Here is a 15,831-nt window from a genome sequence, read left to right as displayed (position 1 = left end):
TTAGAGGCCGCGGACGGAGCGTTCGAATTCGATCCGTTTTTCCAGCTCGCGGTAGAGATGGTCGACCAGTTCGTCCATGTCGAGCGCGGCGAGCGGGTTGTTTTTGGCTGGATGAACGGCTTCGCTTGTATCCGGTGCCGGTGTGGCCGGCACCGCAGAAGTCGGGGCCGATTGGGACTGTTGGGCCGGTTCCTGCTCGGGTTGTTTGCGGTAGTCCATCGCGGGCGATTCGTGCTGCTGCGGGTGGCGCAGGGTGAACGACTGCTCCGCCTGGAAGGGAGCTGACGCGGCGTCTTGATCCGCTTCGCGGTGGACGTCCGGGTTGTCGTCAAGCTGTGCCGCGTTGGGCAGCAACTGGGTCAGCGTAGTGGGCAGGGTCTTGGCTTGGGTGACGATGCCCGGGGACTGCTGATGCTGTGCCCGGTTGGTGAGCATCGGCGTGTTGGCGAGCGTGGTGATGTCCCGCTGCCCTGCACCAAGTCGCGAAATGCCGCCTGCGCGGTCTTGCGATTGTATGTCGAGGCGATGAAACTGCCTGAGTGCGCTTGTCGTTTCGGCGGCGAGCTGGCTGGTCAATTGGCTCGTGGTGGTGATGAGATTGTTGAGGCTCTCGTTTGTGAGCCGCTTGGTCAGGTTCGCCGTGGTCATGAAATCGGTGCTGTGACCGGTACTCATTTGGTTGTTCAGTTGTCGTGTGAGATGGTTCAGGTTCGCTTCGTTTTCAGTGCTGACCTGTCTGCTCAGTTGACTGGTAAGGTTGCTCAGGTTCGTTTCGATTGCGATAAGGAGTTGCTTGTTTAGGTGGTGCGTGGTGGTGACTAGGTTGGTTTCGCTTGCTGTGTTGAGTTGATTGCTCAGTTGATTCGTGAGGTTGCTCAGGTTCGTTTCGGTTTCAGTAACGAGTTGCTTGTTTAGGTGGTGCGTGGTGTTGATCAGGTTGGTTTCGCTTGCAGTGCTAAACTCCTTGCTCAGTTGATTCGTGAGGTTGCTCAGGTTAGCTTCGTTTTTGGCAACGAGTTGCTTGCTGAGGTGTTGCGTGGTGGTAAGAAGGCTAGTTTCACTTGCTGAACTGAGTTGCTTGCTCAGTTGACTCGTGAGCATGCTCAGGTTGGTTTCGTTTTCAGTGTTGAGCTGCTTGCTAAGATGGTTCGTGGTGGTGATCAGGTTGGTTTCACTTGCTGTTCTGAGTTGATAGCTCAGTTGATTCGTGAGGTTGCTCAGGTTCGTTTCGGTTTCGGTAATGAGTTGCTTGCTAAGATGGTGCGTCGTGGTGATCAGATTTGTTTCGTTTGCTTTACTGAGTTGGTTGCTCAGTTGATTCGTGATGTTGCTAAGGTTGGTTTCGGTTTCGGTAAGGAGTTGCTTGCTAAGATGGTGCGTCGTGGTGATCAGATTTGTTTCGTTTGCTTTACTGAGTTGGTTGCTTAGTTGATTCGTGAGGTTGCTCAGGTTGGTTTCAGTTTCGGTAAGGAGTTGCTTGCTAAGATGGTGCGTCGTGGTGATCAGGTTTGTTTCGTTTGCTTTACTGAGTTGCTTACTTACTTGATTCGTGATGTTGCTCAAGTTGGTTTCGGATTCAGTAAGGAGTTGCTTGCTTTGGTGGTGCGTGAGGTTGATCAGGTCTGTTTCACTCGTTGTACGAAACTGCTTGCTCAGTTGACTCGTGAGGTTGCTTAGGTTGGTTTCGGTATCGGTAATGAGCTGCTTGTTATGGTGAGTGATGGCCGTGATCAGGTTGGTATCGGTTTCCGAGTTGAGTTGTTTTCTTAGTGCCTGTACTGCAGTGATGAGATTTGCTGCACTTTCTGAGCTGAGTGGTGTGCTCAGCTGTTTGGTGACGTTGACGAGGCTCGTTTCAGTTTCCTTGCTCAGTAGGTGGAGCTTGCTCATCGACGACATGAAGTTGAAGTTCGCCTCAGTCTCCAACTGGTTCGTGGTCATCCACGGGCTGGACTCTTGGTCAGCCGTGCGCTGCCTGCTGAATTGGTTGACGATGTTGAGGAGACTCGCTTCACTTTCGGACGTGAGCAGTTTGTTCAGTTGGCTCGTTCCGGTGATGAAACGCATGACACGTTCATCGGCGAGGAGTTTCGTTTCGAGCAGCGTTGCGATCTCCTGTCCGGAAGTGCTGAAGGTATGAATCAGTTGGGCCGCATCGGCGAGTCTGCTTGGAGTTGCCAGCACCTCAGTCACATGGAGTGCTTCTGTTGTCGTCAGCGTGGACAGGAACTCGGCGGTGCGGATCACCTCTGGTGTTGAGAACAGCTTCAAGTCGCCCGCGGTCAATGTCGCAAGGATCTCGGTGCTTTTAGCCACTTCAGGGCGAGACACCAGTTGGATCAACTCGGCGGTGCGCACGACTTCGGCCTTGCTCAAAGTGCTGAGCAGTTCAGTCGCACGGGTCATATTCGGGACGCTCAAGGTATTGATCAGGCTGGCGGCCTGAATGATGCTTTCGGTGTTGCGCAGTGTATGGATCAGCCGATTCACGCCAGGCACATCTGCTGTGTTCAGCGCTTGGATCAGGCTGGTTGCATTCTGAATTTCGGTGGAGGTGAACAGCTTCGTCAGCGTCGCAGCGTCTGTGATCTCCGTTCGGTTCAGCAAGTTGATCAGCTTCGTGGCATTGATCAGGCTCGTCGAGTTGAGCTGAGCAGCCAACGTCGCCGCTTGTGTGATCTCAACTGCGGCCAGTTCGCGCAACTGCGCATCCGCTTCCGCGATCGGCATTTGGTTCAACTGGTGCAGGCGCTTCATCAAACTGGACGCCTCGACGGTGCGCAGCTCTTGCAGCAGGTGGGTGATCTGCGCGATGTCGCTCGTACGCACATCTTGCAACAGCTTGGAAATGTGGGTGACGATCTGCGAGTCGTCGGCAGAACGTGCTTCCGCTTCATTAAGATCGCCGTCTCGTGTCGTACGATTGGCATAAACAAGAGTTGCAGCACTCAACTCGTCGCCTGCAGAAGCTTCCGCAAACTGGTTCACAAGCTGCGTGATCTGCCCCACGTCGGTTGCCGAGAGCGTGTTGATCAGTCGGCCCGCCTGTCTGAGGTCGGTCGCGCGCAGCGTGTCCACCAAATCGGCCGCGTCGGTCAGAACTGCCGTGTGAAGCTGGGCGATCAGACGGCTGGTTTGCGTGATGTTGGTGTTCGAAAGCGTTTCAACAAATTGGCTGAGCAGCACAGACTCTGCGGGCGCCATTTCATTGATCAATCGGTGCACATGCGTCAGATCGGTTGCCCGCAACGCATCGATCATCTGATGGACGGTCAGATCGGTCGTGCCCAGCGTGTGAATGAGCTGGCTGACACCGGTCAAATCGGTCGTCGCCAGCCGGTCGATCAAGCGGTTCACTTCGTTCACTTCGGTCGCCGCCAGTTCGTGGAACAGCCGGTTCACACTCGCCAGGTCGGCCGAGCGCAGCGTCTCCACAGCGCCGTTGACCGTTTTCAGGTCCTGCAGCAGATGGCTGACCTGCAAGAGTTCAGTCGCGCCGAACGCTTGGATCAAGTTGCTTATTTGCACCAGTTCATTCGTCCCGTACTCGTTGACCATCTGGCTGGCACGGGTGATTTCGGACGCGCCAAACTCCTGAATCAACCGGCTCATCTGCACCAGTTCATTCGCCCCGTGCTCTTTGACCATCTGGTTGACGCGGGACATCTCGGTGACGCCCACTTCCTGGATCAGCTGGCTGATCTGCACGAGGTTGTCCGCCCCGTACTCGTTCACCAACTGGCTGACCGTGGCCAGCTCAGCGGCTCCATACTCATTCACCAGTTCGCTGACCGAAGACAATTCTGCAGAACCGTACCGGTTCACAAGCTCGCCGACAGAAGATAATTCTGCAGCGCCATATTGGTTCACAAGCACGCTGACTGAAGATAATTCTGCAGCGCCGTACTGGTTCACAAGCTCGCTAATCGAAGACAATTCTGCAGCACCATGCCGGTTCACAAGCTCGCTGATTGAAGACAATTCTGCAGAACCGTACTGATTCACAAGCTCGCTAATCGAAGACAATTCTGCAGCACCATGCCGGTTCACAAGCTCGCTGATCGAAGACAATTCTGCAGAACCGTACTGATTCACAAGCTCGTTAATCGAAGTCAATTCAGAAGCGCCGTACCGGTTCACAAGCTCGCTGATCGAAATCAATTCTGCAGCGCCATATCGTTTCAAATGCTCGCTGATCGAAGTCAATTCTGCAGAACCGTACTGATTCACAAGCTCGCTGATCGCAGTCAATTCTGCAGAACCGTGCTGATTCACAAGCTCGCTGATCGCAGTCAATTCTGCAGCGCCATATCGGTTCACAAGCTCACTGATCGCAGTCAATTCTGCAGCGCCATATCGGTTCACAAGCTCGCTGATCGAAGTCAATTCTGCAGCGCCGTACTGGTTTACCAGTTCACTGATCGATGTCAATTCAGCAGCGCCGTACTGGTTTACCAGCTCGCTGATCGAAATTAATTCAGCAGCGCCGTGCTGGTTCACCAGTTGGCTGACCGAAGACAATTCGGTCACACCATATTTCTTCACCAGCTCGCGGACTGAAGACAACTCCGCAGTACCATACCCGTTCACCAGTTGGGTGACCGAAGACAATTCAGCAGTCCCGCGCTGACCCGCCAGATCCCCTGCCTGCAGGTGGTCGATGGGCACATCTGCCCTTCCTGCCGTCAGTCCCGCGTGGCGGCGGGTATCGGTAAGTTTTAGGCTCGCCACAGGCTGCAGGCCGAGCAGGTTCTGCAGGGTCAGGTGCCCCGCCATTTGGCGGCTGATGTGGTGCTGGCTGGTGAAGTAGTTCGAATAAGGACGCACATCCAGCAGATGCGGGTGCTGCTGCGTCACGATGCGCAGCGCCTCCCGCACCGGGATGGCCATATGTGGATCAGGACGCAGGCTTTGGCCCGCTTCCTGGTTGTGCTCTGCTTTGGTGACCGCGCCATGCCGCGCCAGCTGCTGAGTCAAGTCAACATACGGCTGCAGCACTTGCACATGGCGGCTCAGGTACTTGGAAACGCTCTTCAGCACCTGTTCCCCGCGCTCTGCCTCAAGCTCTGTGCGGTCCAGCCGCTCTTGCATCGTCTGATGATCATGCAACAGCGTCCGCAGCGTATCCTGCACGGTACGCGCCGTTCCATCGTTCTGCAAACCGCGCTGTGCCTGATACAAAGCGGTGGTCAACTGCCCCGTCCGGGACAGCAGGGTCATGCGCTGCGCCGCTTGCGCCGGCGCTTGTTGCAACAGGGTCTGCAGCTTCTGGCGTACCCCTTGCATCGACACATCGCCCGTGTTCGTATAGAAAATCTGTACCGGCGCCAAAACACTCCCTGTCAAAAGCTTCGTGACCGAGTGCTTCAACACCCCGATTTCATTCTGAATCCCTTTCGCAAATGCTCCCTTGTTCAGGGTCTCAACCGTTTGCGAGGTCGTCCTGTTCTGCCGCTGCAGCAGTTCGATCTGCCCGCGCAGCTGCGCCAGCAGCTCGGCGATCTCCGGGCTGCCCTCTTCCGCTTCCAACAGTTCCAATTCACGAAACACCAACCGCAACAGCCCCAGGTAATCCTCATGGGAAAAGCCGTACTTCCCCAAGATCCCCTGCGCAAAATCGGGCGTCAGCAGGCCGCTTTGGACACGATACAGTTCAAACGGTTGCAGCACGTTCATCGCTGTCACTTTCCTTTGATAAACTTGATTCCCTGATGCACAAGCTCAATCGTTTCGATCGCCAGACTGCTCTGGTTCGCATTCAGCTCCGGCCCGCCCCACTTGACAGGGTAGGCGTTGACAAACGTCCAGCGGCACAGCTCGTGATCCTTTTTGTCATACATGATCACCGCGCCGCTCTTCTTGGAGATCTTGCCGTCGCGCGTGTCGAGGAACCACTTCCACAGCTCATCGCCGTTGCTCACGCCGCGCTTCAGCACGAGTGCCGGATACTTCGTATGCTTCGGAAAACGGTGCACAAAAATGTTCACGCCGCCTTCCTGATACTCTTCATATTCGATTTCTGCCTGCAGGCCGGACACTTCGCTGAACCCGGCCACCTGGATTCCGTCCAGCTCCACTTTGAACCGAAACCCGGCCACAACGTTGCGCGGTTTGATCTGGGCCACCCGAAGTCACCTCTATCCCTAAAACTCGCCAAAGATATCGAACGGGTTGTCACTAGGCTTCTCCCCGTTCAGATTGCGGTTGATCCGCGAGATTTCATCACACCAGCGGCGGCGCTCGCGGTGATCCATCGACATGATCTCATCATGCGGCCAGTGGAAATAATAAGCGATGAAGCCCACTTCCTCATAGATCTTGTCGACGGGATATAAGGTTATGCTCCGCTCGGCCCCGGAAGAAAAGCCATGTCGACCTCATGCTCATGATCGCATTTCGGGCACACCGTCTTCACCTGCACGCCTTCGCCCTCGTTGATCTGACGGTAGAAGTTTTGCAAAAATGCCAGGTCGGCGGTGAAAAACTTCTCCACGGTGCGCGTATCGATCATGGTCAGGTCGCCGAGGCGGGTGATCACGCGGGACAGCAAAATGATCGTCAGGTAGCCCGGATTGGACTGCACGCGCGGGTCGCGCATCGGAAGAATCTCATCGGCTGCCGTCGCCAAACGCATCACGCCGCGCTTGTGCAAGGTGCCTTCTTCATCGACATAACCCTTCGGAAGAATAAATTCGTATTCAGTCTGGAATGCCATCGGTCAGTTCCTCCCGGATAAATGAGTAGGGAGAACAAGAGGACAAAACGGCCCTCCTGTTCCCCAAAAACAAGTGCCCTGCCAAAAATTACTTCGTGCGCTTCATACCTTCATGCGCGATCTCAAGCGACTCGATCGTCACTTCGGACGCCGTTGCGTTGAGGTCCGGGCCGGTGTACTTCATCGGCCACGCGTTGATGATCTGGAAAGCGGCCGCATCGGCGCCTTTTTCGTCCATCACGGTGATCGTGATCGATTTGCGCACGATCTCGCCTTTTTCGATGTACTGGAAGATCCAGTTGAACAGCTCCATGTTGTCGGTCATCCCGCGCTTGAGCGTGATGTTGCCGTACTTGGTCAGGCCCGGCAGTTTGCGCGGGGTGGTGACTTCGGTGCCCTCACGGTACTCGACAACGTCTACAGACGCGTCATAACCGGACACTTCGCTGAAACCGGCCGATACGATGCCGTCATATTCCACTTTAAATCGAAACTTGCGGTACGGGTCTTTACGGTCAGACATACCTCTACCTCCTTCTTACCAAATTGTAGGATTAGTTGTCGCTCGTCTTCTGCGTGAAGCGGAAGATGACAAACTCGGCCGGTTTGACCGGCGCGATGCCGATTTCGCAGATCAGGCGGCCGTTGTCGATGTCGTCCTGCGTCATCGTCGTGCGGCCGATGTTGATGTAGAAGCCTTCACCCGGCGCTGCGCCGACCAGTGCGCCGGAGCGCCATACGCCGGTCAGGAACACGTCCATCGTGCGGTGCACGCGCGCCCAGAGCGGCTCGTCGTTCGGTTCGAAGACGACCCAGTTTGTGCCGCGCAACGTCGACTGCTCGACGAAGATGAACAGACGGCGCACGTTGATGTATTTCCAAAGACCGTTCGAGGACAGAGTGCGAGCGCCCCAGACGCGGATGCCTTGACCGGTGAACGAGCGGATCAGGTTGACGCCGATCGGGTTGAGCGACGCCTGCTCCGCGTTGTTGTACTGGCAGTACAAGCCGGTGCAGTTGCGCACCACTTCGTTCGCCGGTGCTTTGTGCACGCCGCGGGTCGTGTCGGAACGGGAGTAGATGCCGACGACCGAGCCGGACGGCGGAATGAAGTTGCTGCGCTTTTCCAGCGGGTCGAACACTTGCAGCCACGGGCCGTACAGCGCCGCATAGGAAGAGTCGAAGTAGTTGCGGTGCGTTTTCACATCTTCGATCTTCGTCGTCTCTTTCGGCAGATCGAGCACGGCGAAGCGGCTCTTCAGGTTTTCACAGTGCGCCACGAGGTTCAGCTGCACGTTCGGGTCGGTGATGCCCGGGATCGCCAGGATCGCCACTTCATCGTTGTCGACGAACGACGCCAGACCGGTACGCTTGCCCGGGCCGTTGTCCACGCCATTGAAGTCGGAAGCGACCATCGCGCGCGGGTTGCCGTCGGTGCCTTGAGTCAGCACGATGTCAAACGTCGTACCGTCATCGATGCGGCCGGTGATCACTTGGAACGGAGTTTGCACTTCTTCCGTCTCCGGACGAGTGCGGAACAGGTCTTCCACAGCGATCAGGTTCGACTTGCCGAGGACGTTGACCACGTAGTGCGGGCTTTCGACGTTGAAGGAGAGGTTTTCAAACTTCTCCGCCTCGTCGCCGTAGAACGCTTCCACGGAGAACTCGCAGGTCTGGATCGTCTTCTTCGGGATCAGGTCGGTGTCGACCACGTCGCCTTCCAACGGCTTGGCGAGGGTGATCACATCGTCTTTAGCGAAGACGACTTTGTTATACTGCTTGTTGCCTTCCGCGTCGGTGTAGACGACGATGTCGCCTGCAAAAAAGCCGTCGGCGCTCTTCAGCTGGTACTTCGGCTGGCCGTCTTCCACCAGTGCGGTGATCTTGGTCTTCGCCTTGTTGTTGCTGCCGATGACAACGCGAACTTGGTTGCCCCAGGCCCCTTGGTTTTTCGCTTCCACATGCAGCGCCAAGGTCTCCTTGTTTTCTTCCGTCAGGTTGGTCGCAGCCACTGCATCGGCCGGCACCACGCGCATGACGAAGCAGCGCCCCCCGCCGTTCAGGAAAAAGTGCTCTACCGCGTAGGACAGGTAACGGGAATCCCCGTACTGGTTCTCCGACAGATAGCTCCCGTAAATGCGGCGGAAATCGTTAAAGCTGGTGACCAGTTGCGGCACCCCTACCGTCGGTCCGCGCTGTGCGCAGCCGATAAAGCCTGCGGTGCTGGTGCTGACGCCTTCCATCGGCACTGAGCCACTGTCAAACTCTTCCACATAAACTCCAGGCGTTTTGTACTCTGGCATCGAAGCCCTTCCTCTCATTTGGATTTGATCTATCGTCAACTTGCGAAATCGTCAAGGTTGACTGCGCGTAAATTCAGCAATGTGCCTTCTTCCACTCTCACCTCCCGACAGAATTCACGTTCTCCGTGGAACACCGTAAGCCGCACATCAAACGCAGCGCTTCGGCAGTTGCCAAAGGCCAGCACGACTTCGCCGCGCCCGTCGGTCAACGTATCTGCACACGGCAGAAGTGACACGCCGCGAGCATGGCTGGCGGCGAGCGGCTCTGTCAGAAAAAACGTGCGGCTCCCTTCCTTCGCCTCAGCGATCGTCACCGTCTCCGCGCCCAGCGCATAGCGCTCGCCGACGCGAACCCGGCCATTCAGACGGGACAAAGCCAGTTCCTTTGCCCCCGCCTCCGCTTCCGCTGAAAGTTTCCCCTTTGTGCAAGATTCTGACATCGCCACGCCGCGCACCCGCATCCCGGACAGCGGCGCTCCGTGCTCGTCCATAAAGGACGCACGAATCAGCGTCGTCTCTCCGGCAAACGGGTAGGAAGGCTTTGGGGTCAGCGGTACGATCACCACCGGATAGAGCGGGTCGAGCGCTTCCACCGTCACGGTGACCGTTTCGGGAAAATAGTGCTCGGCCAGCACCTGCGCGGTGTAGTTGCCGTCCGCCAGATGCTGGAACACGTTCATGCCGTTGCTTTTCTGCAGCGGCGGCCGCAACACCCCCTCTGCCGTCACCGCGTATTTCCCCAGCGGCGGTGCGGCGGTGAAGCTGTCGACCGCCTGCACGACCAGCAGGCGGTTGCCAACGCCTCTCATCATCATTTCTCGCCAAACGCGTCGCCGCGCTCGACGATGCGCCCGATCGGCTTGTTCGCGCCGGAATCGATGTAGATCGGTCCGGCCATGATGTTGAACGACAGCTTGTACGGCTGGTTGGGGAACAGGGTGATCGCCGTATGCAGGTTGATCGGCTCGCGCATGATGATCTTAAATTCTTCGTTGGCGTCGGCCAGCGCGCCTTGCAGCACCGACCCTTTGACCAGCGAGTTGTCATGGAGCACCTGAATCGCCCGCCCCATGATCCGCTGCTCGTCGATCGCCCGCGTCTGCAGGTCGGCGTTCGAATGCGCCGTCAGCAGATAGTGCAGGTCGACCGCCATCGGCGGATCTTTGACCGATGCGCCGTTGTCGATCATGTAGGACTGCTGCGCCAGGCCGTTTTGCTCGATCTGGTAGAGGAACAGGGAGAGCACAAAATCCCCTTTATCGGCCGGCGAGGCCAGCCCGATCATCTCCGGCTGGGGGATCGGGTCGGGCGTCATATGGGTTCGCAACAGCTGGACAAGCGTTCGGCCGACATCGGCCAGCGCGGTAAAATCTGCCACAGTACTCCGCCTCCTACACGCCTAAGTATTCTTGGAACTCATCGAGCTCGTGCTTGAGCAGCAGTTTGCCCGTCTTGCCGAGCTCGTGTTTGATCGCCCGAATGAGATGTCTCATCCCGACGGGACTTCCCGTTTCGACCGCCAGAAACGCGGCCGACATCACGATATTTTTAATGTTCCCTCCGGCAAACTGGAACTTTTCAGCCAGGTAGCGGAAGTCGAGATCGTCATCGAGCGGCGTTTCTTTGGGAAACATGCCGCGCCAGATCATCTCGCGGTACTCCGCGTCCGGGAACGGGAACTTGATCACATAGTTGATCCGCCGCATGAACGCTTCGTCCATGTTCTGCTGGAAGTTGGAGGCGAGAATGGTGATGCCTTCGTACTCTTCCATCTTTTGCAGCAGATAGGCCGTTTCGACGTTGGCGTATTTGTCGTGCGAATCTTTGACCTCGGAGCGCTTGCCAAACAGGGCATCCGCTTCATCGAAAAACAGAATCGCGCTGGAGAGCTGCGCTTCGGCGAAGATCTCTTGCAGATTTTTTTCGGTCTCCCCGATATATTTGGAAATGACTTGCGACAAGTCGATCTTGTAGATTTCCAGGTGCAGTTCTTTGGCGATCACTTCGGCCGACATCGTCTTCCCCGTGCCGGGCGGACCCGCGAACAGCATCGACAACCCTTTGCCGTAGGACAGCTTGCGATCAAACCCCCACTCGCCGTAGACGACGGAGCGGAATTTCATCTGGTTGCAGGCGTTTTTCAGGTTGTCTTTCTGCTCGTCGGGCAGGATCAGTTGCTCAAACGTGTAGCGCGGCGTGATGCGGACCGCTTTTTTCTCCAAATTGTGCTGAACCTGTGCGTAACATGCGCGATGCAGCGCCTCGAGGCCGATCGGCGTGTCGGCGTCCTGCTGCCAGTGCGCGTTCGCTTTGGCCGCGAGCAGCGACTGCTCGATCTGGCCGATCGTGAAGCGAAACTTCCCGGCCATCGCCCGCCAGTCGAGTCCCTCGGTGATCGCGTAGCCGGCGCTTGCTTCCTCCCAGACCTGTTGGCGCACGGGGTCGGGCGGCACGTGTAAGGCGAGGTCGATCAGCACGCGTCCGCTGCGCAGTTCCGGCGCTTTCCACGGCTTCTCCGACAAGAGGAACACGATGCCCTGGAAGCTGTCCAACGCTTCTTGCAGGATGAAGATCTGCTTGCGCTGCAAAGCTTCCTCCCCTTCAAGCAATAGATGCACGCCAGACAGCCCCAGCACCGCTTGCTGCAATTTTGCCTCCCGCAAGGCGCGGGACAGCAGCTCTGCCAGCGGCAGTTCATCCTGCAAAGCTTCCCGCAGGTTGACCAGCACCAGTTTTTTCCCCAGATGCTGAGCGGTATGGCGGGCATGCAGCTTTTTCCCGGAGCCGGGGTTGCCGGCGATCAGAAACAAAAGCGCCGTCTCTTCGGCGTGCGAATCGACAAAGCGACGCAACTGCTCCTGCACGTCCTGCTCCCAGCGCAGCGCAGGCAGCGCTGCCTGCGGATCGAACGTCTCAGCACAGCGGGCCAGCACCTCATCGCCATCGCCAGTTTGCAGCAAAAAGCGGATCATTCGCGGCTCTAGCCGCAATTTTCTGGACAGCAAGGTGTCGTTCGCCTCATCATCCCGTTTGAAAAAGTAGGCGAACAAGGTTCCATCCGGCCGCACATGCTCCAGGATCGCCTGCATGTCGTCCGCCGTCTGGCCGAGCAGTTTCACCACCAGGTCGACGGTCGGGCTTTTCGCGGTGACGTCATCTTGCAGATAGGCGTAAAGCTTCTCATATTTACGGTGCACCTCGACGGCGAGGGCGATCAGCAAAATCTGCTGCTCCAAGGCGGTGAGCTGAAACACGTCCGCCACGTACGGCAGCGGCAAAAAGACGCCTCCCGCAGCGCTTAGCGCGATGCTCAGTTCATGGCCTGCTTCCAGCTCCTCCAACAGCGTCGCATGCGCAACATCTTCCGGCGGAAAGGAAAACACAGGCTCTTCCAGCAGACGGTAGACTTCCTGCTCCGAGACGACCAGCCCTTTAAACGGGTCCATCATGTCATCGCCGGGCGGATTGGCCCCCTGTTGCCGCTCCAGGAGCAGTCCGATTTTCACATCCAGCCATTCCAATAAACCTGCCAGATGCTCCCATCCGTTTCGGTATCCCCTCGGTTGTCTCATGGTGCCTCCCTTTAACAGACAAAAAACGACATAAATCTAAGTCCGCTCCTTATTTTATACCATCCGGCTCGCTATATCTAGCATATATTTTCATGATTAAGTAAGTTGTATACAGAAATATTTACATATATCTTATTAGTGGTAAATATCTGAATGGAAAAAGGTTCCTCACTCGCCATGAGCAGGAACCTTTTTGCTTTCCACTTTGTTTTTCCACTTTGCTACCCCTTTCACGGTGTCGGTCAGGAGGCTACGGCGTTCAGGCGATCCAGCACGCTGCACAAGTGCTCATAGCCGTGCAGTTTTTCCGTGACGAGGATGATACCGTTTGGATCGATCAGAAAAAGCTGCGGCACCGCATCCACATAGTACGACTTGAACAGATCGTCCGAAAGCAGCAGGTGCATCTGCGGCGGCAGCGGGCGTTCCCGCTCTACACCTGCCACCCGGTCAATCACCAGAATGTTCAGGTCTGGGTAGGATTCGCCTAACAAGTGAAGTTGGTCTGTGAGATCCCGGCACGTGTGGCACGTTTGGCTTTTAAACAGCAGCATCGTCAGACGCCCGCCGTGATCGGACAGTTTGACCAGTTCGCCCCGGTGATCTTGTTCCCGAAACGGCGGGGCCGCTTGTCCCCGCTCCAGCTGCACGCTGGCCAGTCCGCCCGCCTGCAACCGAAAGCGGTTGAGAAATTCCCCGACCATGCGCGCCAGATAAAAAAAGCCCACCAATACCGCGATCATACATACCCATAATATAATGTTGGAAATGACGAGAAATGTCTGCATGATGAACCTCCTTGATCACCTAAATTCGCTTGCTGTCAGCGCTTGCATCCGCCGGCGGACGGCTCGCAGTTCGAGTGTGCCCATCCCGATCAAAAGCAGCGTGATCGAAACCAGCGCGGTGATCCAAAAGCGCGGGTCAAGCAAGCCGTACGTGGCGGTGTATTGCGCCAGAAATCCACAGACCAGCATCAGCAGCACATTGCGCGCCACCAGTTTCCAGGACAGCTGATGATTGCCCGCGACACCGCCGCAGCCGCAGGAGATCTCGCGGCGTCCCCGCAGCAGATTGATGGCGACCGCTGCGCTGTACATCAGCAGCAACCCGGCTGTCACCCACGCTGTCAACGGCTGCAGCCAGCCCAGCACCAGCAAGCTGCCGACGAGCAGTTCCGCGCCTACTTCCAACCAACCAAACGGGCGCACGGCCGACGCTGGCAAAATCTGATAATCCTGCAAGATCGCAAAGTGCTCCGGCATTTTTTGCAGTTTGGACACCGCGCTGCTCAGAAAGAGCACCGCCAGTATGATTCGCCAAAACAAAATCAACTCTTCCATGCTGCCGCCTCCTGCAACTGCTGTTTTTCCTCCGTATACCACTGGGCCTGCATCCGATACATGCGGGAATATTCGCCGTCTTGAGCGATCAGTTCTTCATGCGTGCCGATCTCCGCCAAGCTGCCGTCTTTCATCACGAGGATGCGGTCGGCCATCCTGGCGGCGGCCATGCGGTGCGAGATAAACACCGCCGTCTTGTTTTCGGTGAGCCGCCCGAACTGGCGAAACACATCCATCTCCGCCTGCGGATCAAGTGCTGCGGTCGGCTCGTCCAAGATCATGATCTGGCCGCCGCGAAACAAGGCGCGGGCCAAAGCGATCTTCTGCCACTGTCCGCCGGACACATCTTCTCCGTCAAACAGATAGCGGCCCAGATTCGTCTCATAGCCTTCTTCAAATCCCTGCACGAAACGGTCGACGCCCGTTTCCCTGGCCACCGCTTCCAGGCGGAGCAGGTCATCGATCCGCTCGATGTCGCCGAGCGCGATGTTCTCCCGCACGGTCAGCGCGTATTTCATAAAGTCTTGAAAGATCACCGTGACGTTGCGGTACACGTCCTGCTCGTCCAGCTCTTCGACCGGAATGCCGTCAAACAGCACCCGGCCTTCGCGGATCGGGTACAAGCCCATCAGCAGTTTGACCAGGGTCGTCTTCCCCGACCCGTTTTCGCCGACGATCGCTACCCGTTCGCCCGGGGCGATGTGAAAGCTGACGTCCGACAGGCTCCGGCGCTCCGTGTCCGGATATTGGAACGACACATGTTCCACCGTAATCCCTTGGGTCAGCCGCTCCGGGAACTGGCGTGCCGTCTGCTGTTGGCTGCGCCGAAGCTCCGGCTCTTCAAATTCCAAAAATGTAAAAAAGTCGCGAATATACAGCATTTCTTCATACAATCCGGCCAGGCTCATCGCCAGCATGTTCAGGCTGCCTTGCGCGCCGTGCACCGCTTGCCCGATCGAAACGAAATCCCCGATCTGCAGCGGCCGGCTTTTCATCAGCCAGACCAGAATCCCGGCCGAAGCCATATAGAAAAAGGCGGACAGTGCTTCGAGCAGCACATCGATGCCTTGTTGTTTCCGCATCAGGTGGAGCGCTTCCCGGGCGTTTTTGCGATAGGTGTTCGACCAGCGGCCGATCAGGTAGCCTGCGAGATTGAACAGGCGCACTTCTTTGGCACCCTGCCGGTCCATCATCAGATGCGACATGTATCCGGCTTCGCGCGCGGCAGGCGTTTGATAGAGCATCAGGAAAAAGCGCTGTTGGCCAAACCGGGCCTGCATGATCAGGATCGGCACGGCTGCGACCAGCGAGATCACCAGAAAACTCCAATGGATCATAAACAAAAAGGCCAGCATGGAGATCAGCGTGATCGAGCGCTGCAGGATGTCAAACACTGCGAGGATCGGAGCGATGAAGCGTCTGCCCACCCCGCCTTGAATGCGGTCGAGATGCTGATAAAAGCGCGGCAGGTCAAAATACGCGACCGGCACCGCCGCCAGTTTTTCGGCCAGCAGTTTTTGCAGGTCATGTTCGAGCCGCACTTCCATGCGCTTGTCCATCCACGTCTGCAGATGGCGAAACAGCGATTCCAGCACCGAAATGCCAAACTGGACGAGCAGCAGGACCGTGATCATCTGATAATTGCCTGTGCCTTGCAAGACGTCCGAGACAGCATTGACCAATTCCTTGACCACCCACAGGCTGGCCAGCGGAAACAGCCCGCTCAGCACATGCAACACCGCCGTGAGGATCACCCATCCCTTTCCGTGCTGCCAGACAAAACGAAAGGATCGGAGCAAATACGCAATGCCCATACGGCACCTCCTGAATCAAGCAAGAGAAGAAGCAGAGGAGAAGCCTGCGCAGGCGGCAGGCCTCTCCTCTTTTTAATGCAAATG

The 15,831-nt window shown here is 56.9% G+C and carries 12 protein-coding genes; all 12 read right to left on the bottom strand.

Annotation, left to right across the window (positions count from 1 at the left end; translation table 11 throughout):
- Positions 1-5,676 carry a hypothetical protein gene (locus EV586_RS01005; protein ID WP_132943226.1) on the bottom strand — a complete coding sequence of 1,892 codons (5,676 nt, stop codon included), beginning with the start codon at positions 5,674-5,676 and terminating at the stop codon, positions 1-3.
- 5 nt (positions 5,677-5,681) lie between these two features.
- Complete coding sequence (locus EV586_RS01000) at positions 5,682-6,125, bottom strand: phage tail protein (RefSeq protein WP_132943225.1); 444 nt, start codon at positions 6,123-6,125, stop codon at positions 5,682-5,684.
- Positions 6,126-6,143: 18 nt separating this feature from the next.
- The gene (locus tag EV586_RS00995; protein ID WP_232463355.1) at positions 6,144-6,305 is read right to left on the bottom strand and encodes a DUF6760 family protein; all 162 of its coding nucleotides are present in this window, start codon (positions 6,303-6,305) and stop codon (positions 6,144-6,146) included.
- Positions 6,306-6,337: 32 nt separating this feature from the next.
- The gene (locus EV586_RS00990; protein WP_132943224.1) at positions 6,338-6,715 is read right to left on the bottom strand and encodes a phage tail assembly protein; all 378 of its coding nucleotides are present in this window, start codon (positions 6,713-6,715) and stop codon (positions 6,338-6,340) included.
- 88 nt (positions 6,716-6,803) lie between these two features.
- The gene (locus EV586_RS00985; protein ID WP_087457978.1) at positions 6,804-7,238 is read right to left on the bottom strand and encodes a phage tail protein; all 435 of its coding nucleotides are present in this window, start codon (positions 7,236-7,238) and stop codon (positions 6,804-6,806) included.
- A gap of 31 nt (positions 7,239-7,269) precedes the next feature.
- Positions 7,270-9,018, bottom strand: coding sequence for a phage tail sheath family protein (locus tag EV586_RS00980; protein ID WP_132943223.1), 1,749 nt, complete (start codon positions 9,016-9,018; stop codon positions 7,270-7,272).
- 35 nt (positions 9,019-9,053) lie between these two features.
- Entirely contained in the window at positions 9,054-9,830 is a 777-nt protein-coding gene (locus EV586_RS00975) for a hypothetical protein (RefSeq protein ID WP_132943222.1), read from the bottom strand.
- Positions 9,830-10,396, bottom strand: coding sequence for a Pvc16 family protein (locus tag EV586_RS00970; protein ID WP_132943221.1), 567 nt, complete (start codon positions 10,394-10,396; stop codon positions 9,830-9,832). The genes EV586_RS00975 and EV586_RS00970 overlap by 1 nt, the downstream gene beginning before the upstream one ends.
- 13 nt (positions 10,397-10,409) lie before the next feature.
- On the bottom strand, positions 10,410-12,590 hold the full coding sequence (locus EV586_RS00965) for an AAA family ATPase (protein ID WP_132943220.1): 2,181 nt from the start codon (positions 12,588-12,590) through the stop codon (positions 10,410-10,412).
- A gap of 242 nt (positions 12,591-12,832) precedes the next feature.
- The gene (locus EV586_RS00960) at positions 12,833-13,378 is read right to left on the bottom strand and encodes a TlpA family protein disulfide reductase (RefSeq protein ID WP_132943219.1); all 546 of its coding nucleotides are present in this window, start codon (positions 13,376-13,378) and stop codon (positions 12,833-12,835) included.
- Positions 13,379-13,393: 15 nt separating this feature from the next.
- A complete protein-coding gene (locus tag EV586_RS00955; protein ID WP_132943218.1) occupies positions 13,394-13,933 on the bottom strand; it encodes a MauE/DoxX family redox-associated membrane protein in 540 nt (179 codons plus the stop codon).
- Positions 13,921-15,747, bottom strand: a complete 1,827-nt coding sequence (locus EV586_RS00950) for an ABC transporter ATP-binding protein (RefSeq protein WP_132943217.1) — start codon at positions 15,745-15,747, stop codon at positions 13,921-13,923. The genes EV586_RS00955 and EV586_RS00950 overlap by 13 nt, the downstream gene beginning before the upstream one ends.
- Positions 15,748-15,831 lie beyond the last annotated feature (84 nt).

Source organism: Tumebacillus sp. BK434, from assembly GCF_004340785.1.
Taxonomy (GTDB): Bacteria; Bacillota; Bacilli; order Tumebacillales; family Tumebacillaceae; genus Tumebacillus_A.
Note: the sequence above shows the minus strand (reverse complement) of the source record. Positions and strands in the feature narration are given on the sequence as shown.

What these genes read in the sequence shown, in the direction of transcription:
- EV586_RS01005 (WP_132943226.1), bottom strand. Translation starts at nt 5,676, where the DNA reads ATGAACGTGCTGCAACCGTTTGAACTGTATCGTGTCCAAAGCGGCCTG.
- EV586_RS00990 (WP_132943224.1), bottom strand. Translation starts at nt 6,715, where the DNA reads ATGGCATTCCAGACTGAATACGAATTTATTCTTCCGAAGGGTTATGTC.
- EV586_RS00985 (WP_087457978.1), bottom strand. Translation starts at nt 7,238, where the DNA reads ATGTCTGACCGTAAAGACCCGTACCGCAAGTTTCGATTTAAAGTGGAA.
- EV586_RS00980 (WP_132943223.1), bottom strand. Translation starts at nt 9,018, where the DNA reads ATGCCAGAGTACAAAACGCCTGGAGTTTATGTGGAAGAGTTTGACAGT.
- EV586_RS00975 (WP_132943222.1), bottom strand. Translation starts at nt 9,830, where the DNA reads ATGATGAGAGGCGTTGGCAACCGCCTGCTGGTCGTGCAGGCGGTCGAC.
- EV586_RS00965 (WP_132943220.1), bottom strand. Translation starts at nt 12,590, where the DNA reads ATGAGACAACCGAGGGGATACCGAAACGGATGGGAGCATCTGGCAGGT.
- EV586_RS00960 (WP_132943219.1), bottom strand. Translation starts at nt 13,378, where the DNA reads ATGCAGACATTTCTCGTCATTTCCAACATTATATTATGGGTATGTATG.
- EV586_RS00955 (WP_132943218.1), bottom strand. Translation starts at nt 13,933, where the DNA reads ATGGAAGAGTTGATTTTGTTTTGGCGAATCATACTGGCGGTGCTCTTT.
- EV586_RS00950 (WP_132943217.1), bottom strand. Translation starts at nt 15,747, where the DNA reads ATGGGCATTGCGTATTTGCTCCGATCCTTTCGTTTTGTCTGGCAGCAC.